11 protein-coding genes are annotated in these 16,412 nt (G+C 55.9%); all 11 read left to right on the top strand.

The features are described 5' to 3' along the window. Positions 1-109 precede the first annotated feature (109 nt). Positions 110-1,069, top strand: coding sequence for a dihydrodipicolinate synthase family protein (locus AC2FLE_RS11315; RefSeq protein ID WP_496697089.1), 960 nt, complete (start codon positions 110-112; stop codon positions 1,067-1,069). Further along, entirely contained in the window at positions 1,060-1,992 is a 933-nt protein-coding gene (locus AC2FLE_RS11310) for a 4-hydroxyproline epimerase (protein WP_496697087.1), read from the top strand. The genes AC2FLE_RS11315 and AC2FLE_RS11310 overlap by 10 nt, the downstream gene beginning before the upstream one ends. Beyond that, positions 1,989-3,227: an NAD(P)/FAD-dependent oxidoreductase gene (locus tag AC2FLE_RS11305; protein ID WP_496697085.1), complete on the top strand. Its 1,239-nt coding sequence runs from the start codon at positions 1,989-1,991 to the stop codon at positions 3,225-3,227. Before AC2FLE_RS11310 ends, AC2FLE_RS11305 begins: the two co-directional genes overlap by 4 nt. 11 nt (positions 3,228-3,238) lie before the next feature. Then, entirely contained in the window at positions 3,239-4,264 is a 1,026-nt protein-coding gene (locus AC2FLE_RS11300; protein ID WP_496697083.1) for a trans-3-hydroxy-L-proline dehydratase, read from the top strand. A 220-nt stretch (positions 4,265-4,484) separates the two neighbouring features. Then, complete coding sequence (locus AC2FLE_RS11295) at positions 4,485-6,701, top strand: NADP-dependent isocitrate dehydrogenase (protein ID WP_496697081.1); 2,217 nt, start codon at positions 4,485-4,487, stop codon at positions 6,699-6,701. Between the two features lie 604 nt (positions 6,702-7,305). Next, entirely contained in the window at positions 7,306-8,628 is a 1,323-nt protein-coding gene (locus AC2FLE_RS11290; protein WP_496697080.1) for an alginate O-acetyltransferase AlgX-related protein, read from the top strand. 54 nt (positions 8,629-8,682) lie between these two features. Continuing rightward, positions 8,683-10,248: a carbamoyltransferase C-terminal domain-containing protein gene (locus tag AC2FLE_RS11285; RefSeq protein WP_496697078.1), complete on the top strand. Its 1,566-nt coding sequence runs from the start codon at positions 8,683-8,685 to the stop codon at positions 10,246-10,248. 290 nt (positions 10,249-10,538) lie between these two features. Beyond that, positions 10,539-12,395, top strand: a complete 1,857-nt coding sequence (locus tag AC2FLE_RS11280) for a GumC family protein (protein WP_271948779.1) — start codon at positions 10,539-10,541, stop codon at positions 12,393-12,395. 173 nt (positions 12,396-12,568) lie between these two features. Continuing rightward, on the top strand, positions 12,569-13,915 hold the full coding sequence (locus AC2FLE_RS11275) for a lipopolysaccharide biosynthesis protein (RefSeq protein ID WP_271948781.1): 1,347 nt from the start codon (positions 12,569-12,571) through the stop codon (positions 13,913-13,915). Further along, a complete protein-coding gene (locus tag AC2FLE_RS11270) occupies positions 13,912-15,189 on the top strand; it encodes an O-antigen ligase family protein (protein WP_496697076.1) in 1,278 nt (425 codons plus the stop codon). The genes AC2FLE_RS11275 and AC2FLE_RS11270 overlap by 4 nt, the downstream gene beginning before the upstream one ends. Continuing rightward, the gene (locus tag AC2FLE_RS11265; RefSeq protein ID WP_496697074.1) at positions 15,186-16,397 is read left to right on the top strand and encodes a polysaccharide biosynthesis/export family protein; all 1,212 of its coding nucleotides are present in this window, start codon (positions 15,186-15,188) and stop codon (positions 16,395-16,397) included. Before AC2FLE_RS11270 ends, AC2FLE_RS11265 begins: the two co-directional genes overlap by 4 nt. Positions 16,398-16,412: the final 15 nt, after the last annotated feature.

Below are 16,412 nucleotides of genomic sequence, written 5' to 3'. Positions count from 1 at the left end.
GGGTTTTTTGCGTCGAATTATATATGGATTTTGTATCCAATATCCGTTATCGCGTGAAAACGGGCGCATGACGCCTATCTGGACCCCTGTAACTAGAGGATAGCACCGTATGTCGACCAATGTATTTAGCGGTACGATGCCCGCGCTCATGACCCCTTGCTCGGCGGATAGGCAGCCGGATTTCAACGCACTTGTTCGGAAGGGCAAGCAAATGATCGACGCAGGCATGTCTGCGGTTGTCTATTGCGGATCCATGGGCGACTGGCCGCTTTTGACGGATGCGCAGCGCATGGAAGGGGTGGAACGTCTGGTGGATGCCGGGTTGCCGGTTGTGGTCGGAACCGGGGCAATCAACACCAAATCCGCCGAGGCCCACGCAGCACATGCGCAAAAGATCGGCGCTGTCGGGTTGATGGTCATTCCCCGGGTTCTGTCCCGAGGGAGCTCATCAACTGCGCAAAAGAACCATTTCAAGGCAATCCTGTCCGCTGCGCCGGACGTGCCGGCAATTATCTACAACAGCCCATATTATGGTTTCGCAACAAAGGCTGATCTGTTCTTTGCCCTGCGCGCCGAACACCCTAACCTCATTGGGTTCAAGGAATTCGGAGGCAAGGACGATCTGCGCTATGCAGCGGAAAACATCACCAGTCAGGATGATGATGTGACGTTGATGGTGGGTGTGGACACCGAGGTTTACCACGGTTTCGTCAACTGTGGGGCAACCGGTTCGATCACCGGGATCGGAACGGCCCTCCCGCGTGAGGCGTTGCTGTTGGCTGCGCTTTCTCAAAAGGCCGCGCGGGGCGATGCCGAAGCCCGGTTACGGGCGCAAGAACTGACCGAGGCCATTCAGGTGCTGTCCAGTTTTGATGAGGGCCCGGATCTTGTGCTGTATTACAAGCATCTTCTGGTGTTGAACGGGGAAGAGGAATACCGCCTGCATTTCAATGAAACTGATGCCCTGACAGATGCACAGCGGAATTATTGCGAACAGCAATACGCGTTGTTTGGGGCTTGGTTCGCCGATTGGTTGAAACAAGGTGGGGTGATCGCAGAATGCATGTGATCGACAGCCACACCGGAGGAGAACCGACCCGGGTTATCCTCGATGGCGCACCAGAACTGGGCACTGGCCCTCTGGCTGAACGCGCCCGGCGGCTGGACACCGAATACAGGGATTTCTATCGTTCGGTCATGCTTGAACCGCGCGGACAACCGGCCATGGTCGCGGCCTTGTTGGTGGAACCGGTTGATCCAACCTGTGTCACCGGCGTGATCTATTTTGATGTCGATGCTGTTTTGGGAATGTGCGGCCACGGAACCATTGGCCTGACCGTCACACTAGCGCATCTTGGTCGGATCGATGTTGGAATACATCGGATCGAAACGCCAGCCGGAGTTGTCACGGTCGAGCTGCACGATGCCAATACTGTCACGGTCACGAATATCGAAAGCCGCCGCGTTCACAGCGACATTTCACTTCAGGTGCCCGGTTTCGGTGAGGTTGCAGGGGATGTGGCCTATGGTGGAAACTGGTTCTTTATCGTCGATCCAAGCCCGCTTTCCGTTATTCCGGCCAATATTCGGGAACTGACCGATAGGGCCGTTGCTATCCGCAAAGCCTCGATCGCGCAGGGGGTTGGCGGCGAGCAGGGTGAACCGATTGATCATGTAATCTTTCAGGACGCATCGCCCGAGCAAGCGATTCACAGCCGCAACTTTGTTCTGTGCCCGGATGACAATTACGACCGGTCGCCCTGTGGCACCGGCAGCTCTGCTCGGCTGGCCTGTCTGGCCGCTGAGGGTCTATTGGCCCCGGGGCAGGAAATCGTCCAGCAAAGTGTCATTGGCAGCACCTATCGCCTGTCCTATCAGGCTGTTCCGAATGGCGGTGTCATCCCCTCGATCACCGGGCAGGCCTATGTCATGGCGGAGTCGCGGTTGATTTTTGAAGCGGCTGATCCATTCCGTTCGGGGATTGAGGTATGACCCAGCAGATCGTCGTCATCGGAGCCGGCGTAATCGGCATAACCATTGCTCTGGAATTACAGCGCCGGGGTCACTCCGTTTTGGTGCTGGATAAGGAAGGTGTTGCCGCGCAGACATCGGCTGGAAACGCTGGGGCTTTTGCTTTTTCCGAGGTTGAGCCTCTTGCGACGCCCGGCATCATGAAAAAAGCACCAAAATGGCTGCTGGATCCTCTGGGGCCTTTGTCTATCCCGCCTGCCTATGCGTTGCAGATTGCGCCCTGGATGTACCGCTTCTGGCGCGCCAGTCAGCCCGGTCGCTACGCCGAGCTGTTGGCCGCTCAGGCCAGCCTCATGCAACTTTCCAGCGAGGCGCTTGAGCGGTTGATTACAGCGGTTGACGGCGAGGCGATGATGCAGCGGGACGGGCAGATGCAGCTTTACGAGTCCGATGCCGAATTCCGCGCGAGCCTGCCGGCCTGGGAAGTGCGCCGCCAGCACGGAATAGACTTTGAGCTGCTGGAAAGCCCCGAGGCGATTGCCGAAAAACAACCGGGTCTCAGCCCGCGATTCACCCATGCAGGTTTTACGCCCAACTGGTTGAATACCGTTGATCCCAAGAAATGGGTCGAGCGCCTTGCCCAGACCTTTCAAAGCCGGCAAGGCCGGATCGAGCGGCGCGATATTCAGGCGTTGATGCCACAGCAAAGCGGCATGCGCCTTGAAACGGCGGAAGGTCCGGTGGACGCGGCGAAAGTGGTCGTGGCTGCCGGCGCATGGTCTCATCACATCGCCAGAACACTTGGTGACCGGTTCCCGCTTGAAACCGAGCGAGGATACAACACGACCCTGCCCGAAGGTTCATTTGATCTGCGGATGCACCTGTCCTTCTCGCGGCATGGGTTCGTTGCCAGCCGGATCAACAATGGCGTCAGGATCGGCGGCGCGGTCGAGTTGGGCGGTCTGAACCTCGCCCCCAATTTCAAACGAGCCGACACGTTATTGCACAAAGCCGAAGAGTTTCTACCCGGCCTCAAGACCGAAGGAGGCACGCAATGGATGGGGTTCCGGCCGTCGATGCCTGACAGCATCCCGGTCATCGGTGTTTCTCCAAATGCGTCCGGCGTGTTCTATGCGTTCGGCCATGGGCATCTTGGGCTGACCCAATCCGCAGGCACGGCCGAACTTGTTGGGGCCATGGTTGACCGTCAGGCCCCCCCGATTTCGCCAGCCCCCTTTGCTGCTGGCCGGTTCTGAGGGAGGGGGTCGTGCGCAGTAACAAAACTCTCCATGTGATCTCTGCCCATGCCGAGGGCGAGGTTGGCGACGTCATCGTCGGCGGTGTTCTTCCGCCTCCCGGCAACACCTTGTGGGAGCAGCGATCCTTCATCGCCCGCGACCAGTCCTTGCGCAACTTTGTCCTGAACGAACCGCGCGGAGGCGTGTTTCGCCATGTGAACCTGTTGGTGCCGCCCAAACATCCGAAGGCAGATGCCGGGTTCATTATCATGGAGCCCGAAGACACACCGCCCATGTCTGGTTCAAACTCGATCTGCGTGGCCACCGTGCTGCTGGATAGCGGGATCATTCCGATGCAGGAACCGGTTACACATCTGACGCTTGAGGCACCGGGTGGGCTGGTCCCGGTGCGCGCTGAATGCCGGAATGGAAAGGCTGAGCGCATTTTTGTGCAGAACCTGCCCAGCTTTGCAGACCGGATCTCCGTTCCGCTTGAAGTGCCGGGCCTTGGCACCCTGACCGTGGGTACGGCCTATGGGGGCGACAGTTTCGTGGTGGTCGATGCGGCGGCGCTTGGGTTTGACATCGTGCAGGACGAGGCGCGTGACATTGCGCGGCTGGGTGTAGCGATCACCAATGCGGCCAACGAACAAATTGGGTTTACGCATCCCGAAAACCCGGACTGGAATCACATTTCATTCTGCGCTTTTTGTGGCCCGACCGAGCGGGTCGCAAATGGCCTGCGCGGAAAATCCGCTGTGGCGATCCAGCCGGGCAAAGTTGATCGGTCCCCTACCGGTACCGCAGTTTCTGCCCGTATGGCCCTGATGGCCGCCAAGGGAGAAATGGCAGTCGGGCAAACTTTCCAGGCGGTTTCGATCATCGGCTCGTCTTTCACCGGACAGATCGTCGAGGCCACAACGATCGGGGGGCGTGCCGCGATCATTCCCGAGATCAGTGGCCGCGGATGGATTACCGGTACACATCAACACATGCTTGACCCGGACGATCCCTGGCCGGGCGGATATAAGCTCAGCGATACCTGGGGCGTCTGAATTTTGCCCATTGGCAAGCAGTTTTGATGATTTTCCGCAAACCGTGTCAAAATGCGCGGTCTCTGGCGATTGATCCCAAGCCAAACGTCATTTAAGGGAGGCCCTGTCAATACAGAGTCATCCCGGGACGGCAGTCTTGTTACGTCCCTTACGCGCCACGCCGATGTGGCCCCAACTCTTGGATCGCACGCCCCGAAAGGCTTAAAAAAGGTAAAAGAATATGGCAGATAAATCGAACTTCGACATATTGTATACCATTGTAGACGAAGCGCCCGAGCTGGCCAGCGCCTCATTCCTGCCCATCATTCGAAAGTTTGCATCCGCCGCCGGTGTCAGCGTCGGAACCAAGGATATTTCACTTGCTGGGCGGATTATTTCGACCTTCCCCGAAAAGCTGACAGATGCGCAGCGCATCACCGATGATCTGGCCGCATTGGGTGAGTTGGTGAAGACACCCGATGCCAATGTGATCAAGCTGCCCAACATCTCGGCCTCGGTGCCGCAGCTGGTGGCCGCCGTCGAAGAGCTGCAAGCACAAGGCTATGACATCCCGAGCTATCCCGAAGAACCTGCGACTGACGAAGAAAAAGCGATCCGCGCGCGGTATGATGCCATCAAGGGTTCGGCTGTGAACCCGGTTCTGCGCGAAGGTAACAGCGACCGTCGCGCCGCGCACGCCGTCAAGAATTATGCCCAGAAGAACCCGCATTCGATGGGTACATGGGCCGCTGACAGCAAGACTAAAGTCTCGTCCATGTCCGGCAATGATTTCTACGCGAACGAGAAATCGGCCACCATCACTGCGGCGCAAGCCGGTGACGCCAAAATCGAATTTGTCGGACAAGACGGCAGTACTACGGTTCTGAAAGACGGCTGGCCGCTGGCCGAGGGCACCGTTGCCGATGCGACCTTCATGTCCGTCAATGCGCTGTCGTCTTTCCTGGCCGAGGCCATCGAAGACACCAAAAAAGACGGCACCATGTTCTCGCTTCACCTGAAGGCCACAATGATGAAGGTCAGCGACCCGATCATCTTCGGCTATGCGGTCAAGGCGTGGCTTGCCCCGGTATTCGAGGCCTATGGCGCTGAACTGGATGCGCTGGGTGTGAACCCGAACTCGGGTCTGGGCGATCTGCTGGAGCGGGTTGCAGGCAACGCCGATATCATGGCAGCCATTGACGCGATCAAGGGCGACCGCCCGTCCATGTATATGGTTGACAGCGACAAGGGTATCACCAACCTGCACGTGCCGTCTGATGTGATCATCGACGCCTCGATGCCTGCCGTGATCCGTGCTGGTGGCAAGGGTTGGGACGAAACCGGGTCCAAAGGTGACACCAACTGTGTGATCCCCGACCGCTGCTATGCGTCTATTTATGATGAATCCGTCAAATTCTTCAAAGCCAATGGCGCGCTGAACCCGGCCACCGTCGGAGCTGTGGCCAATGTGGGCCTGATGGCACAGAAAGCCGAAGAATATGGCAGCCACCCGACAACATTCCAGGCGCCTGCGAATGGGACCATTCGCATCGTGCTGGCCAATGGTGAGACGTTGCACGAGCATGCGGTTGAAAAGGGCGACATCTGGCGTGCCTGCACCGTGAAGAAGGCTCCGATTGAGAACTGGATTCAACTGGCGATGGACCGTCAGCGTCTGACCGGGTCCGAGGCGATCTTCTGGCTGGACGCAAACCGTGCCCATGATGCCGAACTGATCAAATCCGTCCAACCAACACTGGAAGCTGCTGGCGTGGCGGACAAGTTCCAAATCCTGGCACCGCGTGAGGCGACCCGCCAGTCGTTGGAGACCATCACCGCCGGTAACGACAGCATCGCCATCACCGGCAACGTGCTGCGTGACTATCTGACCGACCTGTTCCCGATCCTTGAGTTGGGCACCTCGGCCAAGATGCTGTCGATCGTCAAGCTGATGCAGGGCGGCGGATTGTTCGAAACCGGCGCGGGTGGGTCTGCCCCGAAACACGTGCTGCAGCTGGTCGAGGAAAACCACCTGCGCTGGGACTCGATGGGTGAGTTCTGCGCGCTTGGCGAGTCTTTGAATTTCCTGGCCGACAGCAAAGGCAACGCCAAAGCCGGAGTTCTTGGCGCCGCTGCCGAGGCCGCAACGCAGGGCATTCTGGACAACAACAAGTCGCCCAGCCGCAAAGTCGGGCAGCCGGATAACCGCGACAGCCACTATTGGTTCGCGCGCTATTGGGCCGAGGCGCTGGCCGCGCAATCCGATGATGCTGATCTGGCCGCCGAGTTCGCGCCGATTGCTGCAGAGTTGGCCGCGAAAGAACAGCAGATCCTATCCGAACTGGCCAACGCGCAAGGGGCAGCGGCAGATCTGGGTGGTTACTATCACACCAACCCGACCAAGACTGCAGCAGTCATGCGCCCGAGCGCGACACTCAATGGTATCATTGACGGGTAATCCAGGTGCCCTGTCCTGATTTGGGCAGGGTTCTGAACCTGACGTGAAAATTAAAAAAGGGACCGACCCCCAAAGTCAGTCCCTTTTTGAGCGAGTGGGGAGGCCGAGACCTCTCCGGTGTAGTTGCGTTAACTGTAACAAAACCCTGCTGGCTGGATATTAGGGGTTTCCCGTATATTCATCCGTCTGCTGTGCCGCAGACGATACACCTACCAAAATCATTGCTCTGCCGCCGCAGAAAGGGCTTTGGCGCCGTGTTGAATTCGGGAACAATAGGCTTGGAAAAGGCGAATTATGCGCGAAATGTGATTGTGCCATGTGCCCACAAGGTGTTGAAAGAGCGGGTGATTTGCTTTTCAGCACAACGGTGGTAAGAAAATCTGATTTTGTTTTGTATTCGAGTGTTGTGTGCCGTGTGTGTTTATCCCGTTGTTTTTGAGCATTTTTCCTATTTCACAGGTCCATGTGATGCGTCTTTTTCCTGCGCCTGTCCGGGCGCCGCAGAAAAGCTTGCCGATGATATGCAAATCGGTTCAACTGAATTCGCCTGGTTTCGCCGTTAATGACGGCAAATGTCGATATCGGTCGAAAGGGACCAGATGGAATGACTGAAAAAACCCGCAGTTCGCGTTTCGGGTCAATCCTATGTCTGGTTGCCGCTCTCTATTTCTTTGGGGTCGTCGCATACGCGCTGATGAATTCAGCGGAATTTGCCAATGGAACCGCGCGGCTGATCCGGTACATTCTGGCCCCGGGCGCGATTGGGCTGGTGCTGGCCTTATGCGCGGTCTTTTTATCAGACGAAGGCAGGCTGACAGTTGGCGTGAGCGCTGTTTCCCTGTTGGCGGCTCTGTTCGCATTCGAGGCCTATCTGACAATCAAGATAATCCCCGGGCGTCTGGGGCTGGTCGGGTTTGTCGGCGATGACGTCAGCGTCGAAGAATACAAGGAAAATTTGCCGCCGGGCCGGACAATGAAACATGTGAACGATGCGCTGGATACACAGCTGCTCGAATCCGCGTATCTGGCGCCCATGCCGGGTGACAAGATGCTGCTGTGCTCGGTGCTGGGCGAGCCGGTGACCTATACGCCTGATCGTTTGGGGTTTCGCAATCCACCTTCGGTCTTTGAAAACGATTTGAATGTGATGCTGCTGGGCGACTCGTTTTCCGAAGGGTTCTGCCTGAGAGAGGGTGAGCATCTGGCGGATAAGCTGCGTCAGGATATGCCGAGCTTGCTTAACACCGGTCACAGAGGCATTGGCCCGCTGTATCAACTGGCGGTTTTGGGCCGATACGGGCCAGAGTTCCAGCCTGATCTTACGATCTTTTCTTTCTTTGCGGGCAATGACTGGCGCAATCTGGAACGAGAGCTTGAGAAGCCCTGGCTGCGCGAAGCACTCGACCCGGCTGCAGATTTTGGCCCGATCGAGCATCCGGATCAGTCGGAAATATCCGCTCCAATTATTTCTGGATGGTGGTCTGAGACGACGTTGTCCTGGATCGACTACCTGCGGGCGCAACGGGTGTTCAGGAACTTTCTGGCATTGCAGAAAACGGCCGAGATTCTTGGGATTCACTATCCCAAAGCGACCGATGAGAACCCGGTATTTGCGGATGTTCTGATCCGGGCAAAGCAGATAACATCACAATGGGATGGTGAGATCGTCATCGTGTATGTGCCGACGGTCAGCCGCTATATGGGTCTGGTCGCCCAGCCCTTTATCCACGACCCGCTGCGAGTATTGGTGAAAGATGCGGCTGCGCAGGCCGGGCTGGACGTGATAGACTTAACGGATGTTATCGAAATGCAAGAGGATCCGGCATCGTATTATGCGCCGGATTCTCATTTCAACGAAGCAGGCGCAGAACTGGCCGCTCGGGCAATTACAGAGGGGCTGCGTCAACGCAATTTGATAGAACAGTAACGAATTGGTGTGTTTTGCCAGGACCGCGCAACAAGCGCGGTAAAGAGGTGTGAAATGAAGATTTTGTCATTCAAGTCGGGGCATGACGGTACGGTTGCGGGTATTGATGCCCAAAACGGTAACCTGCTGTTTTCCTATGAATCCGAGAAAGACAGTTTTCCCCGCAATACGTCAGTCACACCGGATACATTTATCGACTCTGGCCTGTGGTTCCGGGACTTGCCTGATATCCTGGCCCTTAGCGGCTGGTCAACGACCGGAACACAACATGTGACGACCTCGGGGGCAGGGTATTTCGGCATTGGCGAAGATGCTCAGACCGTGGGGAAACGAACGTTTTTTGGCAAGGAGATCGACTTTTTCTCATCGACCCATGAAAGGGCACATATTTGGGGCGCTTATGGGATGTCTCCGTTTCGTCAGGGTGAACCTTGTTATGTGTTGGTTTGGGAAGACACGCTTGGCGATTTCTACAAGATTGATGAAGATCTAAAGCTGTCTCATGTCGGTCGGGTAATGACCGGGCCAGGTGCCCGATATTCATTCCTGAGCGCACTGGTTGATCCCGATTATCCCGTGCTTTCGCGTGAACAACGGCGTGAGGACCCCGGGAGGATGATGGCGGCATGTGCCTATGCAGAGCCCGGTTCACATGACGCGGATGAACATGCGCTGATAGATTATCTTTTGTCAGATCAGCCATTGGCCGAGATTCTACGCAAGGACCGTCTGACCGATTCCCCGTTTTTCAACGTCGGAATGCACAGTCAGCAGTTCAGCAATCTTGCACAGAAACTCTCGGATGCGATTTTTTCACGGTTCCTTGCCTTTGCCGAACAGAACCTGACAGAGGGCTATCCGCTGGTGATTGCCGGCGGATGTGGATTGAACTGCGATTGGAACACTAAGTGGCAGAATTGCGGCTTGTTCCGAGATGTATTTGTACCACCTTGCAGCAGTGATTCCGGCTGCGCCATAGGAACTGCGGTTGATGCCATGCGCCACTATACGGGCCAGGCAAAGCTGGATTGGACGGTTTATTCCGGACAGTCCTTTGTGGATGATAAAATCGACAGTAGCGGCATGCGGGTCAGCGAGCTGCGTCTGAACGATGTCGCGGACGCGTTGATGTCCGGTGAGCTCATCGGTTGGGCCAGAGGGAACTGTGAAATCGGTCCGCGCGCATTGGGCAACCGCTCGATTCTGGCGGCCCCGTTCTGGGCCGAATCCCGCGTGCGCCTGAACAGGGCTAAAAACCGGCCGGATACAAGCCCCGTGGCCCCATCCTGCCTTGAGGAAGATGTCAGCCAGCATTTTGAGTGGGAAAACTCCGCGCCTTATATGTTGCATCTGCAGAAGGTGACCAATCAGAACCTGGCCGCGATCACGCATGTAGACGGAACAGCAAGGGTCCAAACAGTCCGCCGGGATCAGAATGCTTTCTTTTACGACCTGCTGAACGCATTCAAGTCGGCTTCGGGCACGGGTGTATTGTGCAATACGTCACTGAACTTTCGCGGAGCGGGGTTCATAAACAAAACCAGTGATCTGCATCACTATGCAAGATCGGCAAAGCTGGACGGCTTTGTCGCAGGAAACACGTTTTACAGGTTTAACTAGTAATATTGGCGCGCTTGCGGTGTCGCCGCACTTTTGGAGGTTAAGTACTTTGTCGTATGAATCAGGTCTGCAAAACTTTGAAAGACGCCGCCTCTTAGCTTCTGCAACAGCAAGGATTCCGGCCTATTGTCTCTTGTGTGGAAACATTGAGCAAATAACGACAAGAAAACTCGGAAAAATGGCCAAGCTGTCCAATCATTAGGATAAGAATTCGTTCGAACATGGGCGCAGCATCAAAGATTTGTATTTCAGGCGACGGTGATCTTGGTCGCTACAAGGGACGATAGAGAATGGATCAAAACCATATCGCAAACCAATTTGGCCAGCAGCGTCTGGATGGCATATGGCGGATGATTTACCGTCATCTGAAGTTGATCCTCGGAGTGACCGCAGCTGTGATCGTCGGCACGTTTATGGTCGTCAATCAACTGGACCCAAGATACAAATCCCGCGCCGAAATCGTTCTCACATCTCTGGATATGCGCGTCCGCGCCGACAGTGTCGAACTTGAATCCTACGAGCTGACCCGCACTTTGATTGAAACCGAAATCGACATCCTGCGGTCACGAGAGTTTGCGGCAGAGGTCGCCCTGGCGCTGGACCTGTTCGAGAATGAGGCTTTTGCCGGGGCGCAAAACCCCGCAAATCCGCAATCCACATCCGTTATCCGCAATCGTGTAATCGACAATACACTGTCGACATATAACGTACTTCGGCAAGGAGAGAGCCTTGCGATTGAGATCATCTCAACAGCCGAAGACCCGCAGCTGGCAGCCGATATTGCCAATACAGTTGCAGAAACCTTTATCCTTCGCCTGCAGCAGCGGCGGCAGCAAGGTCTTTCATCTTCCATTTCTTTTCTTAAGGACCGCGTAAATGAACTGGGTGACGAACTGACCCGTGACGAACTTCAGATGGCGGCCTTTATTCTTGAAGAAAATCTGGCGGATGAATCCGTGCCGGGTAGGCTTCGGTCGGAACTTGCGCGGCTGAACTCGCAAAAAGATGTGCATGAGATCAACGGAGCCAGCAGCGAAGAGGTCAACAAAATTGCTGACCAGATTGCCGTTGTTGAACAGGCACTACGCAGCCGGACCGGTTCGGAAATTGCATTGCTGCGGATGGAACGCGCGCTAGAGCTTCTTCGGATCCGGTATCAGACGACGATTGAAAAGCTGAATGATTTCGAAACCCAGCAACAGTTTCTTGGCCAGGCGGTTCAGCAGGTTTCGGTTGCTCATGCGCCGACTTCGGCATTCTGGCCGAATACCAAAGTCGCCGTCGCAGTCAGCGCGATTGTCGGGTTCTCTCTGGCATTTGTGATCGCCCTGTTGATGGAGGGCAGCAACACGCGGATCGTCAACGAAAACCAGATCGAACAGCAAACCGATCTGACCAATCTGGGTTTCCTGCCGGATACGGTGATGGATTCGGACACGGATGGTCAGCAGGAGTTGTTGCGCTTTATCCGTGATCAGGGCCGCTCGCCTTATGTCGAGGCGCTGCGCAGTGTTTTGACCATGTGGTTTAACACAAATGATGACGGCAGCATCGTCATGGTCACCTCTGGTGTTCCTGGAGAAGGCAAGACCGTGGTTGCGGTTTCGCTGGCCCTAGTGGCGGGTACAGATGGGATGCGCGTTCTATTGTTGGATATGGACAACCACCGTTGCCGTGCCTCAAAAACACTGGGTCTCACCGGGGCGGCCCCGGTCGAGATCGAGGACGCGCTGAGCGGTGCCGTGCAACCCAGCCAGATTTATGTCGATGGTGAAAGGGTACCGGGGGTTTCGTCGATCAGTCTGAACCTGCGTCCGAAAATATCCCGCAAACAGTTGATGCAGCAGCTTGGCGAATACGGGCGCATGTTGCGCAATCAGTACGATCTTGTGTTGGTCGATACGCCGCCGACATTGGTCATTGATGACACGATCCGACTTGGGCCGCTTGTCGATGGTACGTTCCTGGTGGTGCGCTGGGGGCAGACCACCGAAAAAATTCTCAAGGATGCAATCGAAAAGCTGCGGATGAGCAATATCAAGATTTCCGGTACGATCATGAATGGTGTGAACATGCGGAAGCAAAGGCAATATGGGTATGGTGCCTATACATATCATTACTCGGATGAGCCTGGGAAAAGCAGCTGATTACGGTTCGCAGACCCTTGTAGGATTTGTTAGATTGGTGATTGGGTATTGGTTTTTATTTGCGAATATGAGGGCACAGCGCCCGCGACGCTTTTGCGGCGTGGTCCAATGACCGGCAGCCGCCAAGGGGTGGAATTGGCCGGTCGTTTGTGCGGCGGGCGGGTGGATCAGACATGACCTCTCAGCCCGGCGCAACCTCAATCCCGACTGCTGTGCTTCGGCGTTTACTGCGCAATCTGAAATGGATCTTTTCCTCTCAGATAGCAGTCGCTTTGCTAGGCCTTGTGTTTCTGCCGGTGGCCGCTCGCGCACTTGGGGCTGCAGGCTTGGGGGTAATGGCAATAGGCGAGGCCTATGCGCGAATCGTTTCCCGGTTCCTTCATCTTGAGCCCTGGCAGGCGGTGATTAGATATGGAAGCACTGCGCTGGAGGAAGAAGACCGCGAACGATTTCGCCGACTTGTCGGGCTGTCGGTCCTGATTGACGTGGTTGGGGGCGTATTGGCCGCCGGCGCTGCGATCGCATTCGCACCGATTATCGCCGGATGGCTGGGGCTGGATCAGGATCTTGCATGGGTGCTGCCGGTCGCATCGCTGGGAATTCTGGTTTCGCTGAGGCCAACCGGGTTGGCTTTGTTGCGGTCCTTCGACCGGTTCGATCTGTTGGCCAAACTGGATATTTTCGCAGCGTCTGTGCGGATGGTGCTGGGGGTGATTGCCTGGCAACTGGGGTTTGGGCTGCCTGGCTTTGTCGCGATATTTGTTGCTGTCAGCCTTTTAGACGGCGTTCTGGCCTTTGCCGCGGGGCTGCGAGAAATGTCGCGGAATGGCTATGGCCGTCCGATGCTTGGAATAAAGCAAACTCTGGGTGAAAATTCCGGGTTTCTGCGCTTTGTTTGGAACAGCAATCTCTCGGTCATCTTGCGTCAGACCACGCAGCGCCTGGACGTGATCATATTGGGTGTTCTGATTTCACCGACGATGGTGGGATATTACCATATCGCGAAACGGTGCGGCGAAGCTGCACTGCGTCTTGGACGACCGCTAAGCCAGGCGATCTATCCCGAGTTCACCCGGTTTGCCGCCCGAAATGAATTTGACCGTTTGCAAAAAATGCTAACGGGTCTCAGCGCCGGGTTCTGGGGGGTAATTGCACTTGTCTTGATTCCAGTGATCTTGATGCTGGAACCGATCGTTACTGCGATTTTTGGCGTGGATTATGCCCCCGCAGTACCGGTCGTGCGCGTGCAGGCAATCGCGGTAGGTATTTATCTTGGTGGGATACTGCTGAACCCTGCACTGCTGAGCCTGGGGCAAGACCGGGCCTTGGTTCGGATCGGTTTGTTGAACACCATTTTGTTTCTGATCCTCATCGCACCGATGGTTTCTGTTTTGGGTGTGGTCGGTGCCGCTGTGGCGCATGTGCTGTGTAATTCCGTCTGGCTAGGGCTGTGTGTGTTACACTTGCGGCGTACATTGCTGAACCCTGCATTACACGGAAAGGAGCAGGTGCGCCCATGAGACCTGCATCGGCCCAATCAGTTTCCTTTGGCAAGCCGACCAATGGAATCGGCTATTTGCCAAGCGTGGACATGGCAGCTCTCTATTTCCTGATGGCGGCTGTAGCCCTGGCGCCGATGAACTATCTCAGAGTGGATTTCGTCTATTTCACCCTCTCGGATTTCTTCTTTGTGCTGGCTGGGTTTGTCATGCTGGCAACTGGCCAGCTGCCGGTTAAGATATTCGGGCCCGCAAGCGGGTTCTGGTACAGTTCGTTCCTGTTTTTCACAGGTGGCCTGACCATAGGTTCGTTGATCAACGGTGACCCGACCGAGCTGCTGACTGTGTTTGTTCAGTATTTCTTTTCGTTGATCGTACTGCCAGTCCTGATCGGCAATCGAAGCTTTGATCAGATCGTCCTGCTGATGAAGGCATTTATCATTGGTATGGGCATTGTTGTGCTGTTTGGCATCTATGCAATCAACTTCATGGAAGACCCGCTACACCGGTTTGTATCCGCCAATGGTCGTATGCTTTCGCTGGTCGAGCGGGCAAATGAATGCGCGCTCATGCTGGCGATGGCCATCGTTTTCCTGCTTAGCCTGATCCTGCAGAAGCAAAGCAGCCGCATCTGGGGGCTGATCGGGCTGCCAATCCTGTTTTACGGCGTCATCCTGACCGGTTCGAATTCTGGTCTGATCGTGACCATAGTGGGGACTGTCGCCATTATCCTCAGCAGCGGGTCCCCGCGTCATGTTGTGACCCTGATCGTCGGCACGTTGATTGCGGTTTTGGTGATCCTGAACTTTGGTGAGCTTTTCTTGCCCGAGGTCTTTCGCGAACGAGTGCTGAATGCCGTTCTTGCAGGTGACATTAGCCAGGCGGGCACGTTCTCTGACCGGCTATTCCTGCTGCAAGAGGCCTTCGAGGTATCCCGTGGCACTTTGTTGATCGGGCTGGGTGCAAACCAGTACAGCCTGGCCAGCGAACAGGGAATCGTGGTTCATTCGGCCTATTTGCTGACTCTGTCCGAAGGTGGCTTGATTTCTCTGCTCGGTATGGTCGGCTTTATTTTGGCCAGCATATACTTGGCCTGGATGGCCATTTCTGTCGGCCGCTCGCCATCGGTCGGGGCACTGACCATCGTTGCCATGCTGATGTATGTCGTGCTGCTTGCCGGAGCGACGACCTTTTATGCCCGGTTCTGGAACGTACCCTTTGTCCTAGCCATTGCGCTTAGCGTGTCGCGCCTGCCGGTGTTTGGACCAACGAATACACTTAGGAGAATGTCGTGAAATTATTGCAAAAACTGATGCTTTCTGTGATCGCGGCTTCGGCTTGTTTTATCGGTGCGCTTCAGGCCGAGGAATATGTTCTGGCACCGCAGGACAAGATCAATTTGCGTGCGATGCGCTGGGATCCGGTGGGCGCGTCTTTTGTGAACTGGCAAGGCGTTTCCGGTGAATATGCGCTTTCTTCGGGAGGAATGCTGATGGTGCCTCTGGCCGGTCAGGTTCATGCTGAAGGGCGAACGACCGAAGAATTGGTACTGCTGCTGGAAACTCAGATGCGCACTCGCGTGGGGATGGCAGAACCGCCTCATCTGGCGATCGAAGTCATCGGCCATCTGCCCGTATACATTCTGGGGGATGTCCAGATTCCAGGCTCGTACCCCTATCGGCCCCAACTGACTGCGCAGCAGGCGATGGCGCTTGCGGGCGGGGAATACCGGTTGCCGTTGCAAAATGACGTAGGAACGAACTTTACCGGGCTGCGGGTTCAGGGTGAGGTTCAGCTGTACAATGAACAGATCGAAGCTCTGCAAGCCGAACAACGCCGACTGCTGGCTGATCTGTCAACACTAACCCCGGACGGTGGTGATGCCAAAATTGAACCCCCGCAAGGTCTGCAGGGGGAGATTCTGCAAGCGGATCAACAGGCCCGGGAAGGGCAGGGTGAACGCATCATCCAACTACAGGAAACCCTCAAAGATCAGATCGATAGCCTCGAACGGCAGCTGGAATTGCGCGCAAATCAGATCGGGATCACGCGCAAAGATCTGGATGATGCTCTGGCACTACAGAAAAAGGGCCTTACGGTCAGTTCCCGCGTGTCATCTCTGTCCAACTCGCTGAACGACCTGGAAAGCAAAAGCGTGGATATCGAGATCGCTCTGGGCTTGGCCCGGCAACAGCTGAACCGCGCGCAACGCGATGAGCTGGAGTTGCTTGATACCGCGCGCTCGAATGCGCTGGTGCGGCTGAATCTGGTGCAGATCGAACTCGAGGATTTGCAGACCCGGCTGGGCACCGCGAAAATCCTGCAGGCCGAGCTGGCAGCGCTTGGCGTTGTTGAAGAGGTTGATGCGGTCGAAGAGATCGTGATCGTATACTCGGTCACCCGCGCGGCCGGAGGAGCCGCAACGGCGATTTCGGGTGACACTGTCTTGTCCCCCGGGGATACGCTTTCGGTTTCTCGAACCTTCGTCACGCAAACACAATAGATTTCAGTTCAATGA

This window comes from Ruegeria sp. CDSA077, assembly GCF_059612265.1.
Note: the sequence above shows the minus strand (reverse complement) of the source record. Positions and strands in the feature narration are given on the sequence as shown.